Source organism: Microbacterium sp. Root280D1 (assembly GCF_001428975.1).
GTDB lineage: Bacteria > Actinomycetota > Actinomycetes > Actinomycetales > Microbacteriaceae > Microbacterium.
Genome location: NZ_LMJK01000001.1, coordinates 418,879 through 438,010 on the forward strand (window position 1 = coordinate 418,879; position 19,132 = coordinate 438,010).

At 69.3% G+C, this 19,132-nt stretch carries 19 protein-coding genes; 11 read left to right on the forward strand and 8 right to left on the reverse strand.

Features of this window, described 5'->3' with window-relative positions; translation table 11 throughout:
* Positions 1 to 4 precede the first annotated feature (4 nt).
* Positions 5 to 688, reverse strand: a complete 684-nt coding sequence (locus tag ASE34_RS02155; RefSeq protein ID WP_157538054.1) for a helix-turn-helix domain-containing protein — start codon at positions 686 to 688, stop codon at positions 5 to 7.
* Positions 685 to 2,196, reverse strand: a complete 1,512-nt coding sequence (locus tag ASE34_RS02160) for an APC family permease (protein WP_056275997.1) — start codon at positions 2,194 to 2,196, stop codon at positions 685 to 687. Before ASE34_RS02160 ends, ASE34_RS02155 begins: the two co-directional genes overlap by 4 nt.
* Positions 2,197 to 2,416: 220 nt before the next feature.
* Between ASE34_RS02160 and ASE34_RS02165 the strand changes: the two genes are divergently transcribed.
* From ASE34_RS02165 to ASE34_RS02180, 4 genes are read left to right on the forward strand one after another with little or no spacing between them, the layout of a single operon-like run.
* Positions 2,417 to 3,889, forward strand: coding sequence for an APC family permease (locus tag ASE34_RS02165; protein ID WP_056275999.1), 1,473 nt, complete (start codon positions 2,417 to 2,419; stop codon positions 3,887 to 3,889).
* Positions 3,890 to 3,948: 59 nt separating this feature from the next.
* Complete coding sequence (locus ASE34_RS02170) at positions 3,949 to 5,088, forward strand: tyramine oxidase subunit B (RefSeq protein WP_056276002.1); 1,140 nt, start codon at positions 3,949 to 3,951, stop codon at positions 5,086 to 5,088.
* Entirely contained in the window at positions 5,085 to 6,296 is a 1,212-nt protein-coding gene (gene solA / locus ASE34_RS02175) for an N-methyl-L-tryptophan oxidase (protein WP_072590479.1), read from the forward strand. Before ASE34_RS02170 ends, solA begins: the two co-directional genes overlap by 4 nt.
* Before the next feature lie 32 nt (positions 6,297 to 6,328).
* On the forward strand, positions 6,329 to 6,724 hold the full coding sequence (locus ASE34_RS02180) for a Rid family hydrolase (RefSeq protein ID WP_200955145.1): 396 nt from the start codon (positions 6,329 to 6,331) through the stop codon (positions 6,722 to 6,724).
* Between the two features lie 52 nt (positions 6,725 to 6,776).
* Here the strand turns inward: ASE34_RS02180 and ASE34_RS02185 are convergent, their stop codons facing one another.
* Complete coding sequence (locus ASE34_RS02185; protein WP_056276008.1) at positions 6,777 to 7,730, reverse strand: helix-turn-helix transcriptional regulator; 954 nt, start codon at positions 7,728 to 7,730, stop codon at positions 6,777 to 6,779.
* A gap of 100 nt (positions 7,731 to 7,830) precedes the next feature.
* Here ASE34_RS02185 and ASE34_RS02190 point away from each other — a divergent pair, with 100 nt between their 5' ends.
* Entirely contained in the window at positions 7,831 to 8,292 is a 462-nt protein-coding gene (locus ASE34_RS02190) for a VOC family protein (protein WP_056276011.1), read from the forward strand.
* A gap of 106 nt (positions 8,293 to 8,398) precedes the next feature.
* Here the strand turns inward: ASE34_RS02190 and ASE34_RS18255 are convergent, their stop codons facing one another.
* On the reverse strand, positions 8,399 to 9,913 hold the full coding sequence (locus tag ASE34_RS18255) for a serine/threonine-protein kinase (RefSeq protein ID WP_056276014.1): 1,515 nt from the start codon (positions 9,911 to 9,913) through the stop codon (positions 8,399 to 8,401).
* 217 nt (positions 9,914 to 10,130) lie between these two features.
* On the opposite strand from ASE34_RS18255, the gene ASE34_RS02200 reads away from it, so the two are divergent.
* The 3 genes from ASE34_RS02200 (at position 10,131) to ASE34_RS02210 (ending at position 12,477) form a co-directional block, all read left to right on the forward strand.
* Positions 10,131 to 10,358, forward strand: a complete 228-nt coding sequence (locus tag ASE34_RS02200; protein WP_053098394.1) for a DUF2188 domain-containing protein — start codon at positions 10,131 to 10,133, stop codon at positions 10,356 to 10,358.
* Positions 10,359 to 10,364: 6 nt separating this feature from the next.
* Positions 10,365 to 11,111 (forward strand): 3-keto-5-aminohexanoate cleavage protein, encoded by a 747-nt coding sequence (locus tag ASE34_RS02205; RefSeq protein ID WP_235567421.1) that lies wholly within the window; start codon positions 10,365 to 10,367, stop codon positions 11,109 to 11,111.
* A 181-nt stretch (positions 11,112 to 11,292) separates the two neighbouring features.
* Entirely contained in the window at positions 11,293 to 12,477 is a 1,185-nt protein-coding gene (locus ASE34_RS02210) for a MalY/PatB family protein (RefSeq protein WP_056276020.1), read from the forward strand.
* A 145-nt stretch (positions 12,478 to 12,622) separates the two neighbouring features.
* Here ASE34_RS02210 and ASE34_RS02215 read toward each other — a convergent pair whose 3' ends face one another.
* Positions 12,623 to 13,789: a MalY/PatB family protein gene (locus ASE34_RS02215; protein ID WP_056276024.1), complete on the reverse strand. Its 1,167-nt coding sequence runs from the start codon at positions 13,787 to 13,789 to the stop codon at positions 12,623 to 12,625.
* A gap of 595 nt (positions 13,790 to 14,384) precedes the next feature.
* Between ASE34_RS02215 and gnd the strand changes: the two genes are divergently transcribed.
* The 3 genes from gnd (at position 14,385) to ASE34_RS17725 (ending at position 16,329) form a co-directional block, all read left to right on the forward strand.
* The gene (gnd, locus tag ASE34_RS02220) at positions 14,385 to 15,446 is read left to right on the forward strand and encodes a phosphogluconate dehydrogenase (NAD(+)-dependent, decarboxylating) (RefSeq protein ID WP_056276027.1); all 1,062 of its coding nucleotides are present in this window, start codon (positions 14,385 to 14,387) and stop codon (positions 15,444 to 15,446) included.
* A 200-nt stretch (positions 15,447 to 15,646) separates the two neighbouring features.
* On the forward strand, positions 15,647 to 16,117 hold the full coding sequence (locus ASE34_RS02225; RefSeq protein WP_056276030.1) for a GNAT family N-acetyltransferase: 471 nt from the start codon (positions 15,647 to 15,649) through the stop codon (positions 16,115 to 16,117).
* A gap of 47 nt (positions 16,118 to 16,164) precedes the next feature.
* The gene (locus ASE34_RS17725) at positions 16,165 to 16,329 is read left to right on the forward strand and encodes a hypothetical protein (RefSeq protein WP_157534255.1); all 165 of its coding nucleotides are present in this window, start codon (positions 16,165 to 16,167) and stop codon (positions 16,327 to 16,329) included.
* 102 nt (positions 16,330 to 16,431) lie between these two features.
* Here ASE34_RS17725 and ASE34_RS17475 read toward each other — a convergent pair whose 3' ends face one another.
* The 3 genes from ASE34_RS17475 to ASE34_RS02240 all read right to left on the reverse strand — a co-directional run bounded on the left by ASE34_RS17475 (position 16,432) and on the right by ASE34_RS02240 (position 19,080).
* Positions 16,432 to 17,403, reverse strand: coding sequence for a G5 domain-containing protein (locus ASE34_RS17475; RefSeq protein WP_082586528.1), 972 nt, complete (start codon positions 17,401 to 17,403; stop codon positions 16,432 to 16,434).
* 184 nt (positions 17,404 to 17,587) lie between these two features.
* A complete protein-coding gene (locus ASE34_RS02235; RefSeq protein WP_056276033.1) occupies positions 17,588 to 17,971 on the reverse strand; it encodes a VOC family protein in 384 nt (127 codons plus the stop codon).
* A gap of 107 nt (positions 17,972 to 18,078) precedes the next feature.
* The gene (locus tag ASE34_RS02240) at positions 18,079 to 19,080 is read right to left on the reverse strand and encodes an Lrp/AsnC family transcriptional regulator (RefSeq protein WP_056276035.1); all 1,002 of its coding nucleotides are present in this window, start codon (positions 19,078 to 19,080) and stop codon (positions 18,079 to 18,081) included.
* Positions 19,081 to 19,132 lie beyond the last annotated feature (52 nt).

The following is a 19,132-nucleotide window of genomic DNA, read 5'->3' on the forward strand; positions in this document are numbered from 1 at the left end:
GGGTCTACGTCAGGAGCGGCCCGAGCTCCCGTGCGGCCGCGATGAGGGAGAGCGCGATCGAGTCGGAGCTGTCGATCTGCCGGCGCGGGCCCGAGTAGGAGAGCGCTCCGGCGAGCGTGCCGGAGGCATCGGTGATCGGCGCGACCAGGCAGCCACGCTGACCGTCGCGGGCGCGGATCACCCCCTGCGAGCGGAGCTCGGAGACCAGGTCACCGGCGACGGTCTCCCCGCGCACGACCAGGGGCAGCAGGCCGAGGGCGTAGCGGGTGGGCTCCTGCTGCAGGCCCTGCCGATTCGAGAGGGGAAAGTCGGGGTCCTCATCGGCGACGACGACCCGGTCGTCACGATAGAGCACGAGGTGGATGCCGCCCCGCGCGCTCGCCCTGGTGCGCTCGAGCACGTCCCGTGCGGCGCGTGGGATGCGTTCGACGCCGATGCTGCCGGCCAGCAGCGCCACCTTTGTGCCCAGGGCGAATCCGGTGAGATCCGGCGTCCGGACGAGGTACTCGTCCTGCACCAGCAGGTTGAGCAGGCGATAGGTGGTCGCACGCGGCATGCCGAGCCGGTCGGCCAGCTGCCGCGCTGTGACGCCGGCACCCATCGCAGCGACGGCCTCCAGCATCGACAGTGCGCTGTGGATGGCGGCGGGCTGTCGGGCCGTGATCGATACCGCGTCGCCAGCCGTCATCCGTCGGCGTCCCCCGGTTCGCCCCCGTGTGCGCTGCCGCCGCCGGTGCGGGCCACGCCGCCGAGAACGTGGGCGGCGACCGGCTCGTCGTAGCGCCCGACCTCGCCGAGAGGCGAGCGCCGTCGCCACCGGATCAGTACCGCGGCGATCAGGGCGAAGCCGAGGGCGAACCAGACCCCGGGGTTTCCCGCGGCCGCCTCCGCGACGAGATAGACCGTCAGGCATGCCGCAAGCGCCGCCGCCGCGCTGACGGCGGCGATGATGGAACCGACGGTGACCTCCCCGATACGGCGCAGGAACAGGGGAGCGGCGATGCAGACCAGCACGTAGGCGACGATGTAGCCCGCTGCCGAGATCAGCAGGACGGCCTTCATCGCGTCCCACGGTGACACGCCGGCCGCGACGATCACGAGCGGTGCGAGGACGATCGGCGGGACCGCGACGACGACCGCGCCGATCGGGGTGCGGTGGCGCCCGTGCGTGCGGCCGAGCCGGGCGGGGAGGACACCGTCGCGGGCGAGCGCGAACACGATACGGGTGAGGGCGGTCGTCGAGGCGATCGCGCAGGCCAGACCCGAGGTGGCGATGCCGACGTCCGCCACGGCGGCCCATGCGGAGAGGCCGAAACGCGACGCGAGATCGTCGAGGAGCGCGACCGATGCCGTCCCCCCGATCGCGGCGGCTCCTGCGATCTGCGTGTAGGCGGCGATGAGGTAGAACACTCCGGCGACGCCGACGCTCCACACGATGGCGCGAGGGATGTTCTTCAGCGGCGAGCGGGCCTCGACGCCGAGCGTCGCGGAGCTCTCGAACCCCACGAACGCCGTGATCGCGAGAACGGCACCGCCGGCGACGCCGGCCACGGAGATGCCGTCGGCCGAGAAGATCGCCGCCGGTTGGAGCGGCCCGATGTGCACGAGGAGCACGATCATCAGCGACAGGATCAGCGCGACGGAGATGAGTTCGACGACGAGCGCGACCCGGGATGAGAGGCGGATGCCGCGCACGAGGACGATCGTGAGCACCGCTGCTTCGACGACGAGAGCGCCCAGGGCGATCGGCGTCGCGGCGAGCTGAGGCCACAGTCGGGTCACGAGCATGGTCGCATAATGGGCGCCGCCCAGAAGAGCGAAGATCGAGATGAAGGCATACCCGACGAGGATCGCTGCACCGGTCGCGAGTCCGCCCGCCGCGCCGAGTCCGCGCGCCGCGTAGGTGTACAGGGAGCCGCTGGCGGCGAACCGACGAGTGAACTGGTTGATCGTCCGAGCGACCAGGAACGTGATGATCATGGCGAGGGCCATCACGAGCACGGTGGCGCCGCCCGCCAGGTCCGCCACCAGCAGCACCGCCATCGCCGAGGCGGCGGCTGGGGCGACGGCCGCGACCGATTGCGCGAGGATGTCGGCGAAACCCACGGTGTGTCTGTCCAGTCCGTGCAACGGCGAGCGGGCGGCGAACGAGCGCACGGTCTGCGGGCGCTCGATCGCCTCTTCCAGTGCAGACATGGGGCCTCCGCCTGTCTCGTGATGGGAGGAGGCTACGAGCGGCCTGTTGCCGGAGCGCGTCTGCGATGTTTCACGCAGATGTCACCCGAATGAGACGGCCGGAGTTCCGGCGTCCCGTTCGCGGCGAACGCAGACGTCACTCCGGCGAGACGGGTGGGAAATCCTGCCGCGGCAGGGTGGGGGAACCGCTCCACTCCGCTTCTCTCAGAAGGGTTTGCACATGGTCCAGATTCAACCCAGCGCCACCGAGACCTCCCCGAAGAAGGTCCTGTCGGGATCGCTCGGTGCTACCGCGATCGTCTTCATGGTGGTCGCCGCCGCCTCGCCCCTGACTGTCATCGGCGGGTCCGCCCCACTCGGCATCCTGCTCGGCAACGGGGCGGGCTTCCCGGCGCTGTATGCGATCAGCGCCGTCGTTCTCGTGCTCTTCGCCGTCGGCGTCTCCGCGATGGCCAAGCACGTCCCCAACCCCGGGGCGTTCTTCACCTACGTCGGATACGGCCTCGGACGCTCGACCGGTCTCGCATCCGCCTGGATCGCGATGCTCACGTATACGACGATCCAGGTGTCCGTGTACGGGTACATGGGCTACGTGCTGAGCTTCACTTTCGAGGGGTTCGGCATCACGCTCCCATGGTGGCTGTACTCGATCGCCGTCGTCGCGCTCGTCGGGTTCCTCGGCTATCGCCACATCGATCTGTCCAGCAAAGTGCTCGGCGTCCTGCTCTGCGCCGAGGTCGGAATCGTCCTCCTTCTCGTAGCGGCGGTCGTGATCTCCGGCGGCCCCGAAGGTCTGAGCCTGGCTCCGTTCGAGCCGAAGAACGTCGCGAGCGGTTCCCCGGGCGTCGGCCTCATGATGGCCATCGCCGCCTTCATCGGGTTCGAGGCGACCGCCGTCTTCCGCAGCGAGGCGCGCGATCCCGACCGCACGATCCCCCGCGCCACCTATATGGCCGTGATCGGCGTCGGCGTGTTCTACACCCTCGCCTCATGGGGCCTCGTCATGGCGTGGGGTCCCTCGAACATCCTGGAGGAGGCCGCGGCCGACCCGGGAACGCTCATCCTCCGCACGATGTCGGCGTACCTCGGCGCCACCGGCGAGATCATCACGAACATCCTCCTCATCACCGCGATGTTCGCCTGCGTGCTGTCGTTCCACAACGTCGTCGCCCGTTACCAGTACTCCATGTCAGGCGCCGGCGTGCTGCCCGACCGGGTGGGCGCCGTGCACCCCCGGCACATGTCTCCGCACGTGTCCTCGCTCGTGCAGAGCATCACCGCGATCGTCCTCGTCGCGCTGTTCGCCGTTCTGCAGCTCGACCCGGTGCTGCAGGTGTTCACCTGGTTCGCCGGGGTCGCGACCGTGGCGATCGCCCTCCTGATGGCGGTCACCTCGATCGCGGTCATCGTCTACTTCGCGAGGACACGCAAGGACCGGAGGGTCTGGAACACCGTGATCGCCCCCGTGCTCGGTTTCATCGGCCTGGTGCTCTCCGTGGTCATGATCGTCGTCTACTTCCCGATCATGGTCGGCGATGCGGATGCCACAGGCGCGCCCGTGTTCGGCGCGGTCAGCTGGAGTCTGCTCGGGCTGGTGATCGTCTTCCCCCTCATCGGGTACGCCCAGGCCGCGTGGATCAGAGCCCGCAGGCCCGCGGCATACGTCAAGCTCACCGACGCCATCGCCGGCTGAGGCGCACCATGAGCGCGACCGACACACTCTCCCCCACCCCCTCGACGAGAAGGACCGTCATGCCCCTGCCACACGTGGATTTCCTCTACCTCTCCGAAGCCGACATGATCGCGGCCGGAGTGACCGATATGCACCAGTGCGTCGACACCATGGAGGAGATGTTCGCACTGTTCGCCGCCGGCGACTACCGCATGACCGGTGAGAGCAACGACTCGCACGGCGCGATGATGACGTTCCCTGAGGCGTCGCCATTCCCGAACATGCCGGTGCCCACTGAGGACCGACGGTTCATGGCGATGCCGGCGTACCTCGGCGGAGACTTCCAGACGACTGGCGTCAAGTGGTACGGATCCAACATCGCCAACCGCGAGAAGGGTCTGCCGCGGTCGATCCTCATGTTCACGCTCAACGACACCGACACCGGGGCGCCACTCGCGTTCATGTCGGCGAACCTGCTGTCGGCATACCGGACCGGCGCCGTGCCGGGGGTCGGTGCGCGGCACTTCGCCCGCAAGGACTCGCGTGTCGCGGGGATCGCCGGGCCCGGCGTCATGGCACGTACGGTGCTCCTGGCGTTCATGGATGCGTGCCCGCTGATCGACACGCTGAAGATCAAGGGGCGAGGGGCGGAGAGCCTCGCGCGCTTCCAGGAGTGGGTGCGCGAGGAGTTCCCGACGATCACCACGATCGAGGTCGTCGACTCGATCGAAGACGTCGTCCGGGGCAGCGACCTGGTGAGCTTCTGCACCACGGGCACCGGTGCCGGTGGCTCGGAGAGCTACCCCACGATCCAGCGGGAGTGGATCACGCCGGGGGCCTTCTTCGCGATGCCGTCCCTGTGCAACACCGACGACTCGCTGCTGGACAGCGACATCACGAAGGTCGTCGATGCGTACGGGTTGTACGAGACCTGGTACGAGGAGTTCCCGAAGCCGTCGTTCGAGTACATTCCGATGGTCGGGCAGAAGTGGATGGATCTCGTGAAGGCCGGGGAGCTCTCACGCGACGAGCTCGTCGACATCGGCGATGTCGTCTCCGGAAAGCGGCCCGGTCGGCAGAGCGACGACGAGATCGTCATCATGTCGGTCGGCGGGATGCCGGTGGAGGACGTCGCGTGGGGGACGAAGGTGTATCGCAACGCCCTTGAGCGCGGCATAGGCCAGAAGCTGAACCTGTGGACCGAGCCGGCTCTCGCATGAGTGCGGCAGAGGTCATCCGGACCGTCGACGTCGCGGTGGTGGGTGCAGGCTCCATGGGATCGATGGCGCTGTGGCACCTCGCGAGATCGACGGGGATGTCCGTGCTGGGCATCGAGCAGTACGGACCGGCGCACGGCCACGCGGCCTTCGCCGGCGAGTCGCGTCTGTTCCGTGCGGCGAACAAGGAGGGCGCGCTCTACACGGCCGCTGCTCTCGAGGCCAGGGCGCTGTGGACCGAGCTGGAGCGTGAGACCGGCCGCCAGCTGCTGCTGAAGACCGGCGTCCTCGCGATCGCGCCGGAGGGTCATCCATTCCTCGAGTCCACGCAGCGGTCGATCGTGGAGGGCGATCTGCCGCACCGGTTCCTCGATGCCGCAGAGCTCCGCCGGGAGTATCCGCAGTTCACCGTCGAGGACGGCGACATCGGGATCATGGACCTGCTGGGCGGCGGCTTGCGCTCGGAGCTGGCGGTGGCGACCGCGCAGCGGGCCGCGATCAGGCGCGGGGCGGAGATCCTGTACAACACTCCGGTGCTCGGCATCGATGAGCACGAGAGCGGTGTCGTGATCTCGACATCCGAGGGGATCGTCCACGCGCAGAAGGTGATCGTGACGACCGGTGCGTGGACGACGAGGATCGTGCCGGAGGTGCGCGATCTGGTGAGCGCCATCGCCATACCGCTCACGTGGTTCATGCCGGAGGACATCAGCCAGTTCACCCCGGACCGCTTCCCATGCTGGATGCGGGACCTGGACGGCGACCATGCCTTCGGGGTCCCCACACTCGACGGCTACTCGGTCAAGATCGCCCCCACGACCCGCATCGACACGATCGAGGACCCCGACACAGATCCCCGCGATCTGTCGCGTGAGCAACTGCGGAGATGCACGGCGATCGCCACCCGGATGTTCCCCGGCATCCTTCCCGAGGTGGTCCGGTCGTCCATCCACCCGGAGTCGGCGACGGCCGATCATGTCCCGATCCTCGACGTCTCCGAGTCGGGCCGGACCATCATCGGAGCCGGATTCTCCGGCAACGGCTTCAAGTTCTCGCCCGCCTACGGGCGAGTGTTGGCGCAACTCGCCGAGAGCGGGTCGAGCGCGCTGCAGCACCCCCTGTTCACGCTCGGTCACCACCGGCGCCGTGCTCAGGCGCGCGCCGACGATCTTGTCCTCGCAGACGACTATCCGGTCCTCCAGGGCCACTGACACGAAAGACGGAACCGTTGATAATCACCAGCGTGAAGAGCGGCAGCAAGTTCGAGACCCTCGCAAGTTATTCGCGGGCCGTCGCGATCGGCGACTGGATCTTCGTCTCGAACACCGCCGGCATCGATTACGAGACCAGGACCCTGCCGGACACGGCGGCAGAGCAGCTGCGTCTCGCGATCGCCACCGTCGCGCGGGCGCTCGCCGCCGTGGATTCATCGCTCTCCGATGTCGTCCGGATCCAGGTCTTCGTTCCGGATGCGTCTGATCAGGACGAGACGATCGAAGTGCTCGGCGAGGAGTTCCGCGGCATCGACCCGGCACTCACCATGACGCGCAGCCCGCTCGCGGGCGAGTACAAGGCCGAGATCGAGGTGACCGCGCACCGCGGGGCGGGGGCGGCGAGGCGCACGCAGATCGATCTGTGAGCACTCGGCGACTCGGGGTGCGGGGTCTCGGATACGGTCAGGCCTGACCCGGTCAGCGGGCCTCGCTCGCGCCGGACAGGCGTCGCGAGAGGGCGGTCGCGGCGTCCGCCAGCGCGGGCGGTGCGACGACGCGGAACGGCGCGTCGAAGCGGGCGATCGACGCGAGGATGCCGACCCACGACCACGATCCGACGGTCACGCGGCACGAGCTGTCGTCGATCGGCTCGACGGTGCCGTCGCGGCCGATCCAGTGCGCGACCTCGCGGGCGGGCAGATCGAGCACGAGCTCTCCGATGCACGGCCAGCGGTCTGCGGCATCCGATCCCTTCGCCCGAGCTGCGAGGTAGGTCTGGGCGTCGGCGGCGGGCAGCTCGCTTGGCGTGAAAGCGGGGCCGGTCGGGATGCGCGGTGTCATCCGGTCGAGTCGGAAGGTGCGCCAGTCATCGGCCTCGAGGTCCCACGCGAGCAGGTACCAGCGGCCCTCCCGGGCGACGACCGCGTGTGGCTCGGTGCGCCGCGCCGGGCGGTCATGGTTCTCTCCGTAATCGAAGCGCAGCACGTGGTGGTCTCGCACCGCACCGCTGACGGCTTCGAGCACCGCCGGATCCACGCGCGTCTCGTTCTCGACCCCGGCGAAGCGGATGCCGTCGACCCGGTGCCGCAGGCGCGACGGCATCACCTGGCGCACGGTGGCCAGCGCACGAGCCGCGCCCTCGTCGATGTCGATCCCTGTGGCCGGCACGCTCTGCAGCGCGACGGCGATCGCGACGGCCTGCTCGTCGTCGAAGAGCAGCGGCGGCAGCTCGGAACCGGCGGCGAGGCGGTATCCGCCATCCGGTCCTTTGATCGCGCTGATGCGGTAGCCGAGCTCGCGCAGTCGGTCGACGTCTCGTCGCACCGTGCGGGGTGTGACGTCGAGGCGGTCGGCGAGCACCTGCCCCGGCCAATCGCGAGCCGTCTGCAGCAGGGACAGCAGGGCGAGCATGCGAGAGGAGCTGCCGGTCATGACTCCATTGTGCTCTGAGTAGAGGACCGAAACTGACCTCTTCTGCTGTGAGTGTTGGTCTCACCGGCATCCGCCGCCCACACAGATCCGAGGAGATCCCATGTCCATCGCGACCACCACCCACCTGAACTTCCGCGGCACCGCGCGCCAGGCGCTCGACTTCTACCAGTCCGTCTTCGGCGGCGAGGTCACGCGGGCGACCTACGCGGATTTCGGCATGCCGGCGGGAGTTCCCGGCGCCGACAAGATCGTGTTCGGCCAGGTCGAGAACGCCGACGGCTTCCGGCTGATGGCATACGACATCCCCGGCGCCGACGACGCTGACGCCACCGCGGGAACCACCTCGAGGGAGAACGGGACGACCGTCACAGACCGCACGTTCTTCCAGTCGCTGCGCGCCGATTCGCTCGACGAGCTCACCGGGTACTGGGACGCCCTCGCGGACGGCGCCTCGATCGTCGAGCCGTTGGCTGCATCGGCGTGGTCACCCGGATTCGGCATGCTGACCGACCGATTCGGCGTCACCTGGGTGCTCGACGTGCGCGCCGCCTACGCGGGCTGAGGCGGGCGCCGTTCAGGACTCAGGAAGATGTGCGCTCGATCGGGCCGAGACCGGGGGTCTCGGCGCGATCGGCCGCGTTCTTCCGGAGTTGCGGACCGCGACGCGCCTAGCCCTTGTCCGGCTTGCCCTTGTCGCCCTTGCCGGAGTTCCCGTTGTTCCCGGAGTTCCCGGAGTTCCCGTTGTTCCCGGAGTTCCCGGAGTTCCCGGAGTTGCCGGAGTTGCCCGAGTTCCCGGAGTTCCCGTTGTTGCTCGGGTCCACGGGCTCCGTGACCACCTCGACGGGCGCTGCGGGGGTGTCGATGGGGGAGGTCTCCGCCGGGGTCGACGCCGTGCGGGCGACGACGCCTGAGGCGGTGCGTCCCAACTCGGATGCCGGTGGCGCGCTGAACGCCGCGATGCCGGTGACGATCGCACCGGCGGCAAGAAGCCCCGCGGCGCCGGCGATCACGCGGGTGCGGGTGTGTGTGCCGGGGCGGGTGCGGTCGCGGGTCCGCAAGCGGGGTGCGGGATCCGTGACCTCGGTCGCAGGGATCACAGCGGTCGCTCCGGTCGGCGCGGAACCAGCGTCGAGGGCCGACGACTCCGCGTCGACGCTCGCGGATGAGGCGGCGGATGCGGGACGCGCCGGCTGAATTCCCGTGCCCGCGTCTGGCGCGGCGGCGACGGCATCCGATTCCGTGCCCGTCACCCCCGGAGTCGCGTCGACCGCCGGCTCCGTGCCGGCCGATGCGACGATGGCCGCAGCCGCCGCGGCGACGGCGGTGCCGTTGCTGTTCGCGGCGTAGTCGCGCAGCAGAGCCCGGGCGGCGCGCGCCACCTCGACGGCGGTCGGGCGTTCCTCGGGCTCGAGGCGTGTCATGCGGCTGAGGAGGTCGCGCCACTCGTCCGGAACGGTGTCGGAGATGGTCGGCGGGTTGAGCAGGCGAGCGACCGCCGCCGCGCGCCCGGAAGCGAGGGAGGGGTAGCCGGGGTATCCGCTGAGCGCCTCGAGAGCGACGAGTCCGAGCGAGAAGATGTCGACCGGGGTTCCGGGGTCGGCGTCGCGCAGCTGCTCCGGCGCCATATAGGTGAGTGTGCCGAGTACGATCCCCGGCGTGGTGAGGCGGGTGTCCTCGATGGAGCAGGCGATGCCGAAATCCGCGAGTTTCGCCGCGACCGGGCGGCCGGACCGGGCGTGCGCGAGCAGCACGTTCGACGGCTTGATGTCGCGATGCACGATTCCGGCGGCGTGCACGGCGGTGAGTCCCTCGGCGAGATCGCGGACGATGCGGGCCACGTCGCGCGGCGTCATCGGACTTTCGGCCATGCGCGCGGCGAGGGTGGGTCCGTCGACGAACTCCATCACCAGGTACTGCGGTCGACCGGGAACGAGCTGCGCGTCGTACAGCGTCACGAGCGACGGGTGGCTCAACGAAGCGAGCAGCGCCTTCTCGGTATGCGCGCGCTCGATCGAGGCGACCGGACCGTCGCTCTCGTGGATCATCTTGATCGCGACGATGCGTCCGAGGTGGGCGTCCTCGGCGCGGTACACGGTCGCCATGCCGCCTCGTCCGACGCGGTCGTGCAGTACGTACCGTCCGTCGAGCAGTGCCGCCGTCGGCGACATCACTTCCAGCGTCATCACTTGCTCCTTGCAGATGCACCCGGGTCATGCATCGTTCGACATAACCACGGCTGACGGGAGTGTGTCATCGGGGTTGACGTATGGACGAAGAAGTGGATGCGGTCGATGATTCGCGTGCTCTCGCGCCGGGCGAGCGCGTGCGCGGAGGCTGTCAAGGCCCTCCTCGAGCGTCGGCGGCCTCGGGTAGAAAAGAGTCAGATCGAAAGGATGTGGCATGGCCGCAGGTGACATCGAGACGTTCCAGCGAGACGGGATCTGGTTCAACCGCATCGAGGGCGAATCCCGCACTCTGGGGTCCAGCTTCGAGACCGAGGCCGAGGCGGTTCGAGTCGGTCGGGGTGCCGCGACGGCACGTCAGGTCAAGCACACCGTGCGTGTCGAAGAGGGGCCGTCGGGCACGGGCAACCTCTACGACTGGCACCCGCGCGATCTCATGAACTGAGGGCCGGTGACCGGCAACGACAGACACGGGCGGATGCTGTTGCAGGCGTGCCTCAACGGTGCGCGACCCGCAGCGCAGCATCCTGCCCTCACCGCCGACACGACCCTCGCCGGCGCCGACGCCGCGCGTGCCGTCGCGGCGGGTGCCCGCGAGATCCACGTGCACCCGAAGGATGCCGCGGGCGACGACAGTCTGCGTGCCGCGGATGTCGACCGGTGGCTGAGAGCACTGCGCTCGGCGTGCCCTGGTGTGCAGATCGGGGTGACGACCGGTGCATGGATCGAGCCCGATGTCGGGGAGCGCCTCGCGGCGATCCGCGAATGGAGCGTCCTGCCCGACTTCGCTTCGGTGAACTGGCACGAAGCCGGTGCTGACGAGGTCGCGGCGCTGCTCGTGAGCCGCGGTATCCGCGTGGAGGCGGGCATCTGGGATGCCACCGGACTCGACGCCTGGCAGCGCTCGCCCGTTCACGACGACACGCTGCGGGTGCTGGTCGAGCTGCCTGACGAGGCGGCGGATGTCGTGCGGCGGCACGCCGAGGGGCTGATCGCGCACGTGCGCCTCGACGACCCGGACATTCCGATCCTGCTGCACGGCGAGCAGCGGTCCGCCTGGCCGGCCTTCACCCTGGCCGTCGAGCTGGGCGTCGATTCGCGCATCGGCCTCGAAGACACCCTGCAGCTGCCCGATGGACGGACGGCACCCGACAACGCGGCACTGGTGCGAGCGGCTGTGGCCTTCATCAACGCCTGAGTCGGGGTCCGGAGCCGGCTCGCCCTGCAGCTCATCGTCACCCGCCGTCATGCGACTCGCGACCGACCCGCCGCTTCCTTAGGGTGGAAGCTCCCGCTGAGAAGGAGTACGCGTGTCCGAGATCCAGACCCGCCGCGCCGGTGCCGTTCGATGTCGGCTCGCGGGCTGAGGAACGCCCGCCATGACCGACCACCGCGCGCCCACTGACCCGCATCCGTTCGATTCCCGCACGAGGTTCGACCTCGACCGGCCCGAAAGCCGCAAGTGGAGCCTGCACCCCGGCCACATCGGCGCGTGGGTGGCGGAGATGGACTTCGGCGTCGCGCCGGTGATCGCCGACGCCATGCATCGAGCGATCGACGAGGAGAACCTCGGATACCTGTCGCCGCCGCTCGCCGCCCGACTCGGCGACGCGACGTCCGAGTGGATGCGCAGCGAATACGGCTGGGCCGTCGATCCGGAGCGCGTGCATCCGGTCTCCGACGTGATGGCGGCACTGAGGGTCGCGGTCGAGGAGTACGCTCCCGCGGGATCGCCCGTGATCGTGCCGACTCCCGCATATATGCCGTTCCTGACATATCTGCCGACCGTCGGGCATCCGGTGATCGAGATCCCCGGCGTCGACATCGACGGACGCTGGCACCACGACCTGCAGCGCATCGACGAGGCGTTCGCCGCCGGTGCCCGTACGCTCGTGCTCTGCAACCCGCACAACCCGACCGGCACCGTGGTGGACCGCTCCGAGCTCGAGGCGCTCGCCGAGATCGTCGAACGCCACGGCGGGCGGGTGTTCGCGGACGAGATCCACGCGCCGCTGCGCTTCGACGGGAGACCGTTCATCCCCTATGCGTCGGTGTCCGAGGCGACCGCCGCTCACACCGTCACCGGCACCAGCGCGTCGAAGGCGTGGAACATCCCCGGCCTCAAGACCGCGCAACTGATCACCTCGAACGACGCCGACCAAGAGCTGTACCGCCGCTTCGGGTTCTCGGTGCAGCACGGTGCAGCGACGCTCGGTGTCGTGGCGTCGACGGCGGCATATCGGGAGGGCAAGCCGTGGCTCGACGGCGTGCTCGGGTATCTCTCGGAGTCGCGCCGCCTTGTCGGCGACCTCATCACGGAGCACCTGCCCGGCGCCGTGTATCGCGAGCCCGAGGCGACCTACATCGGATGGATCGACACGACGGCGCTCGAGATCCCCGGCCCGCCGGCCGCGTACTTCCGCGAGAACGCCGGCGTCGTGCTGACCGAGGGCGCGCTGCTCGGACGGGGATACGAGAACTTCGTGCGGATCGTGTTCGCGACACCTCGGCCGGTCCTGCGAGAGGCCTTCGCGGCGATGGGGGATGCCGTTCGCGCTCGGTGATGCGTCGTTCGTCGCACCGTGAGGGCAGGTGCGGGGTCAGTTCCGCATCTCCTGGCGGGTGCGTGGTCAAAAACGCACCGGAAACGCTGAGTTCCGATGCGTTATTGACCCCGCACGCGCCGGGGGCCGGCGGGCCGAAGGCGGCTCAACCTCGGTCGCGCAGCGCCGAAGCGATCCGTTCGACCGCCTCGACCAGCACCGGACGGGGCATCGCGAAGACGAAGCGCGTGTACCCGATCGCGGCCACACCGCATGCGGCGCCATCCGTCATCGCGACTCCGGCGTGCTCGCGGAACCACTCGCCGAGATCGCCCGTCAGCCCGGTCTCGCGGAAGTCGAGCAGGGCGATGTAGCTGCCCTCCGGCACGACCATCCGCACGCCGGGGAGCTTCTCGTCGACGAGCTGCGCCAGCGTCCGCCGGTTGCCGTCGAGGTAGTCGACCACGTCGTCGAGCCATTCGCGCCCGCCGGTGTAGGCGGCGATGTTCGCGATGACGCCGAGCGTCGATGTGCCGTGTCCGGCCCAGAATCCCAGGCTCTCCCAGAGCTCGGCGTCGGCGTCGTTCGAGAGGATGATCTGCGCGCACTTGAGGCCCGCGAGGTTCCACGCCTTCGAGGCGGAGGTCGCGGTGAGGGTGTGGGCTGCGGCGGCATCCGACACCGAGGCGTAGGGGATGTGACGGGCCGGAGAGTAGACGACGGGCGCGTGGATCTCATCGGCGAACACGCGTCCGCCGGCATCCGTCACGACCGACGCGATGGCGAGCAGCTCGTCGCGGGTCGCGACGGTGCCGAGCGGATTGTGCGGGTTGCAGAGCACCAGCATCTCGCCGCCGTCGCGGAAGGCCTGGGCGACGGCATCCAGGTCCATGACCCAGCGTCCGTCGACCTCGATGCTCGGCACCTCGATGACCCGACGGTCGTGCATCGGCGGCACCAGCAGGAACGGCATGTATGCAGGAGTCGGCACGATCACGGCCGAGCCGGGGGTTGTGAAGTGCTTGATCGCCAGCTCGAAGGCGGCGATCACATCGGGCACGTGGTGCACGCGCTCGGCGGGGATCTCCCACCCGTACGAGTCGGAGTACCAGCGCGCCGTGGCCGCCGAGAGGTCCTTCGCGAGCTTCTCGGGCAGGTACCCGGTCACGCCGAGGTCGAGGGCATCCTTCACCGCGCTGGTGATCGCGGGGGCGAGGCCGAAGTCCATCTCGGCGACGAACGCGCCGATCGTGTCGGGGAAGGCCGTCCATTTGACGCTGCCCGCAGCGCGCAGGTCGTCTTGCGTGATCTGGTCGAACGCGGGGGAAGTCATGTCTCAATCCTTCCACCCGTCGGCGACACCGGGCTCGCGCGCGGCTCCGGATGCCGGGAGCGGGCACCGTTCCGGGTGCACAACTGACCCCGCACGGAGTCGAGCCGCGCGCGGGGTCACTTCGGCGTCCGAAACCGCTGGTTCGGGTGCACAACTGACCTCGCATGGGGTCGAGCCGGGAGCGGGGTCACTTCCGCATCCGAAACCACCGTTTCGGGTGCACAGCTGGCCCCGCATGGAGTCGAGCCGCGTGCGGGGTCACTTCGGCATCCGAAATCGCCGTTTCGGGTGCGCAGCTGACCCCGAACGACCCCGAACCGCGTGCGGGGCCACTTCGGCATCCGAAACCGCCGTTTCGGGTGCACAACTGGCCCCGCATGGAGTCGAGCCGGGAGCGGGGTCACTTCCGCATCCGAAACCACCGTTTCGGGTGCACAACTGACCCCGCGCACGACCGCCCGCACGACCCCGCGCACGCCCCCACACGACCCCGCGCACGACCCCACGCCACCCCGCAACGCCATTGAGCGTCATCGGCACCCCGTGCCAGGATTGCCCCGACTCGGCCCACCGGGGCTGAGACGAAGGGATTCTCATGCAGCTGGCGATGATCGGACTCGGCCGGATGGGCGCCAACATCGTGCGCCGCCTCATGCGGGCGGGGCACGAATGCGTGGTCTATGACGTCAACACGGATGCCGTGCAGGCACTGGTCGCCGAGGGAGCCACCGGCGCCGACAGCATGGCCGACCTGGCGTCGAAGCTCGAAGCGCCGCGGGCCGTGTGGATGATGGTGCCCGCATCGCTCACCGGCATGGTGGCCGATCAGGCGGCGGAGGTGCTCGATGAAGGCGACATCCTGATCGACGGCGGCAACTCGAACTACCGCGACGACGTCCGCCGGGCGAAGGCGTTCCGGGAGCGCGGCATCCACTATGTCGATGTCGGCACGAGCGGTGGGGTGTTCGGACTCGACCGCGGATACTGCCTGATGGTCGGCGGACCCGATGAGGCCGTGCAGCGCATCGAGCCGGTGCTGCGCACGATCGCCCCGGGTGTCGGCGAGATCGAGCGCACGCCGGGCCGCACCGGAGACCTCACCCCCGAGGAGCAGGGGTATCTGCACTGCGGCCCGTCGGGTGCCGGGCACTTCGTGAAGATGGTGCACAACGGCATCGAGTACGGCATCATGGCGTCGATCGCCGAGGGCCTCAATCTGCTGCACAACGCGGATGCCGGGGTGCGCGAGGCCGAGCACTCGGCCGAGATCGCTCCGCTGGAAGAGCCGGAGTTCTACCAGTTCCCGATCGACACGTCGAAGGTCGCCGAGCTGTGGCGACGCGGATCGGTCATCTCGTCGTGGCTGCTCGACCTGACCGCTGCCGCGCTCGCCGACAACCCGCAGCTCGACGGTCTGGCCGGCCGGGTCTCCGACTCGGGCGAGGGACGCTGGACGGTCAAGGCCGCCGTCGATGTCGGCGTGCCCGTGCCGGTGCTCGCGGCGTCGCTGTTCGAGCGCTTCGCCTCACGCGATGAAGACAAGTTCGCCAACCAGGTGCTGTCGGCGATGCGTCTGCAGTTCGGTGGGCACCAGGAGCTGCCGGCCGGAGATGTGCTCGAGGCCGGATCGCGCAAGGCGGATTCCGACAGCGCCTGATCGCGTTCTTCCGCTTCGTCGAGCGTGGCGCGCGGAGGTTCACGTTCACAACTTCGGAAGAAGCGGGTGCGTCCGCGGGCTCGGCCCCGGAATCCCGGCGGATCGATGCGTCGGCCCGCCCGTTCTTCCGGAGTTGTGAACCGGCGGAACACCCCCGCCGTCCGCCCGAGCCGAAGCCCCCGACCCGAGAAAGGCATCCGATGACCGCCGCCACACGTCAAGCCACCCCGCTCGACGCCGCCCGTCTCGCCGAACTCCTGCACGCTTTCAACACGGAGTTCGACACCGAGACGCCGGGGGTCGAGGTGCTCGCCGGGCGATTGCGGACCCTGCTGGGCGGAACCTCCACATTCGCGGTGCTCGGCGGTGATCCTGCGGTCGGTGTCGCGCTCGTGACTCTGCGTCCGAACGTGTGGTCGGACGGGCCGGTCGCGCTGCTCGATGAGATGTACGTCGAGCCCGCGCACCGCGGTGGTGGTGTCGGCGGCGCGGTCCTCCGGCACATGGTCGAGATCTGCCGGGAACTCGGCGTCGCGGCGATCGAGATCAACGTCGATGAATCGGATGCCGCGGCGATGCGCTTCTACGAACGGCACGGATTCAGTGGCGTCGACCCCGATTCCGGCGAGCGGGCGTTCTACTTCTATCGGTCGCTGGAGGTCGGGGACTAGCTGCCGGGGCTCGAGGCGCCGCGCACCCCGGTGGCTATCCTGACGCCATGGATCCTTTCCTCACCATCGTCCTCTTCTACGTCGCCGGGTTCCTGATCGGCATCCTGATCCTGTGGCTCGTGATCTACACGGCCGTGCGGTCGGCCTTGACGTCGCATCGTCAGGCGCTGGCGGAAGAGGGACGACCGGCGCAGCGCTACTCCGGGCGCTGACGAATGGCCTCTGTCACGACGCTCTCGGGGTCGGACGCGGCAGGGCTCGACGGCGAGATCCTCGAGGTCTGGGCTGAGGTCTTCGGCCCGGTGGACTAGCGCTCAGTCGCAGGCGATGCCGTCTCCGTCGCGGTCGAGGTCGTAGATGTCCGAGCCGACGACCTGCACGGGGCCCTGCACATATCCGGGTCCGTCTCCGCTGCCGCCGGCGCAGTCGACGTCGCTCGAGATCGGAACACATGCTCCCGTGTAGTTCGAGTCGCACCCTCCGCCACCCTGCTGCACGAGCGGCACGGGGGCGGGAGCGGGTGCCGGAGCCGCGACCGGTGCCGGCGCTTTGCTTCCGATCGCCGTGACCTCGTTCACCGGCTGCACGGAGATCGCCCCGCTGACGACCTCGCGCGACACCTCGACGCCGTCGATCAGAGTCAGGCGATAGGTGATCACCTTCACGCCGTTCACGCCCGCGGCGACGAGCGCCGTGGCGCCCTGGTCGAGCTGCGGGTCGTCGACCGTGGTCGCCGTGAACGGCACGGGCACCTCTTCGGTCGCGGTCTCGAACGTCGTCGGCGTGGGAGTGGGCGTCGGCGTCGGCGTCGGAGCCGACGTCCTCACCGCGGCGAAGGTTTGAGGCTCGGATGCCGTCGGGGCAGTGCCGCTGCTGGCACTCGAGATTCCGCCGCCGGTGACGAGCAGAGCGGCCAGGCCGAGGGCGATCACGCCCGACATCCGCGATCGGAGTCCTAGAACCGGCAGGGGGCGCGCGATCATGACATAGAGAGCGATGCCGACGACGGCAGTGGCGACGAGCAGGATCGCGATCGGCGACAGGCGGGCGAGCACGCCGCCGACGACGAGTGCGGCGACGATGATCCCGGCAGTGCGCCAACCGGTCTTGTGCTTCGCGGGTGCGGGTGCGGGTGCGGATCCCGGCGCGGTGGCGGACGCGATCTGCGTCGTCGCGACAGCCGCCGGGGACGGAGCGGTCGAGGCAGTCCAACGATGGCCGTCCCACCAGCGCAGCTGATGAGGATTCTCCGGATCGGGATGCCAGGCGGCAGGCGGCTGCGACATGAGAGTTCCCCTCGACGATGAGGCGACGAATCGCCGGCGCCCCCAGAGCGCCTCGACCTGTATATCGGTTCGGATCGCCGGGCGGCAACAGCCGAATCTGAAACGTGACAATGGCCCGTCCGGGTAGGGCACCGTGGAGAAACGGCACACAGGGGTTGGTCGCATTACAGCTCGAGAAGCCGTGTCACGCCGTCGGGCGCTCCCAGCCCACCCAGTCCGGCCGGTCCACGACGCAGAACCGGTTGCCCTCGGGGTCCTCCATGATCACGTAGTCCGCATCGTCTGGCAGGTTGTCCCAGTGCACTTCGCTGGCGCCGAGCTCGGTGAGGCGGCGCACTTCGGCATCCTGATCCTCGGCATAGATGTCGAGGTGGATGCGCGGAGGCAGCACCCGCTCGGAGTGGTGAGCGTCGAGGGCGATGCAGGGAGCGTCGGCATCGCGAGGCTTGAGCACGACCCAGTCATCGGATGCCGGGTCTCGCTCGACATAGTCGAGGGCCGCCTGCCAGAAGCGGGACTGCGCCGGGAGGTCGTTCACGCGGATCACGATCGACACGATCTTCAACATGCGGGTCAGGTTAAGGCCCGCGGCGGCGCCCGCGGAGGGGATTGACCCGGGTGCGGTGCCCGTGGTGCTGACCTGGCTCGCGAGCCACCAGACCAGGCCAGGCGCACTCAGATGGTCAGCGGCACGACCTCGCCCGACGCTCTCCCGTCGGCATGCAGCAGGTGGCCGAGGTGCTTCGTCGTCCGCAGCACGACAGACCGGTCGGCGATGCTGACCCCGGGCAGGCGCTCCTCGATGATCGCCTCCATGCGTCCGACGTCCTGCAGGGTGCGCAGCCAGACGGCCATGATCACGTTGTACTCGCCGACCGTGTTCGCAACGAGGCGCACTTCTTCGATCCGCCCGAGCTGTGCGCCGATGCGCGACGCCATCGCCGCCGGCACCCGCAGGAAGTACCACGCGTAGATCGGCCAGGGCGTGTAGCGGCGGGCGACGTCGACGCGGATCGCCAGCCGACCGGATTCGCGCATCTCGGCGATAGCGTCGCGCACGCGCCGCGGAGCCATCCCCAGTCGCGAGGCGAGCTCGGTGATCCCGACGCGACCGTCGTAGGCGAGCTCGGCGGCGATGGCGTTCCGCTGATCGACCGACATGCGCACGGATGCCGCGGGCACGCGTCGTTCCAGGCCTTCGATCTGCGTCACCTCCTGTGTCGTGAGCGCCCGGAGACGCCAACCCCGCGCGTCGCGGACCGTCTCCGACACCAGGTGCGTGCGCATCGAGCGGACGCCGGAGACCCCGCGGATGCGTTCCAGCGTCCACACGGCGAGCGCCTCGGCATCCGGCACCGCGAGCGTGACGAAGATGTCGCGCCCTCCCGCGGTGAGGTCGATCGTGAACGCCTCGGGGTCTTGTCCCAGGGTCTCGGCGACGGCGAGCGTCTCGCCTGGACTGCACTCGATCTCGATCAGCACGAGCGTCGACGGCGCCGCTGAGCCGTATGCCGTGACGTAGACGATCCCCTGGTCGACGAGCCGTGTCCACCGGCGCGAGAGGGTGACCGGGTCGGCGCCGACGATCGGGGCGAGGGCGCTCCAGCTCGCGCGTGGGCTGACCTGCACGGCGTGGATCAGTCGCTGATCGAGGTCGTCCAGTCCGATTTCCTGCATTCGCTACACCTCTGCATCCGATTTCAGGCACCTGACCGCGATCGTACAGCCC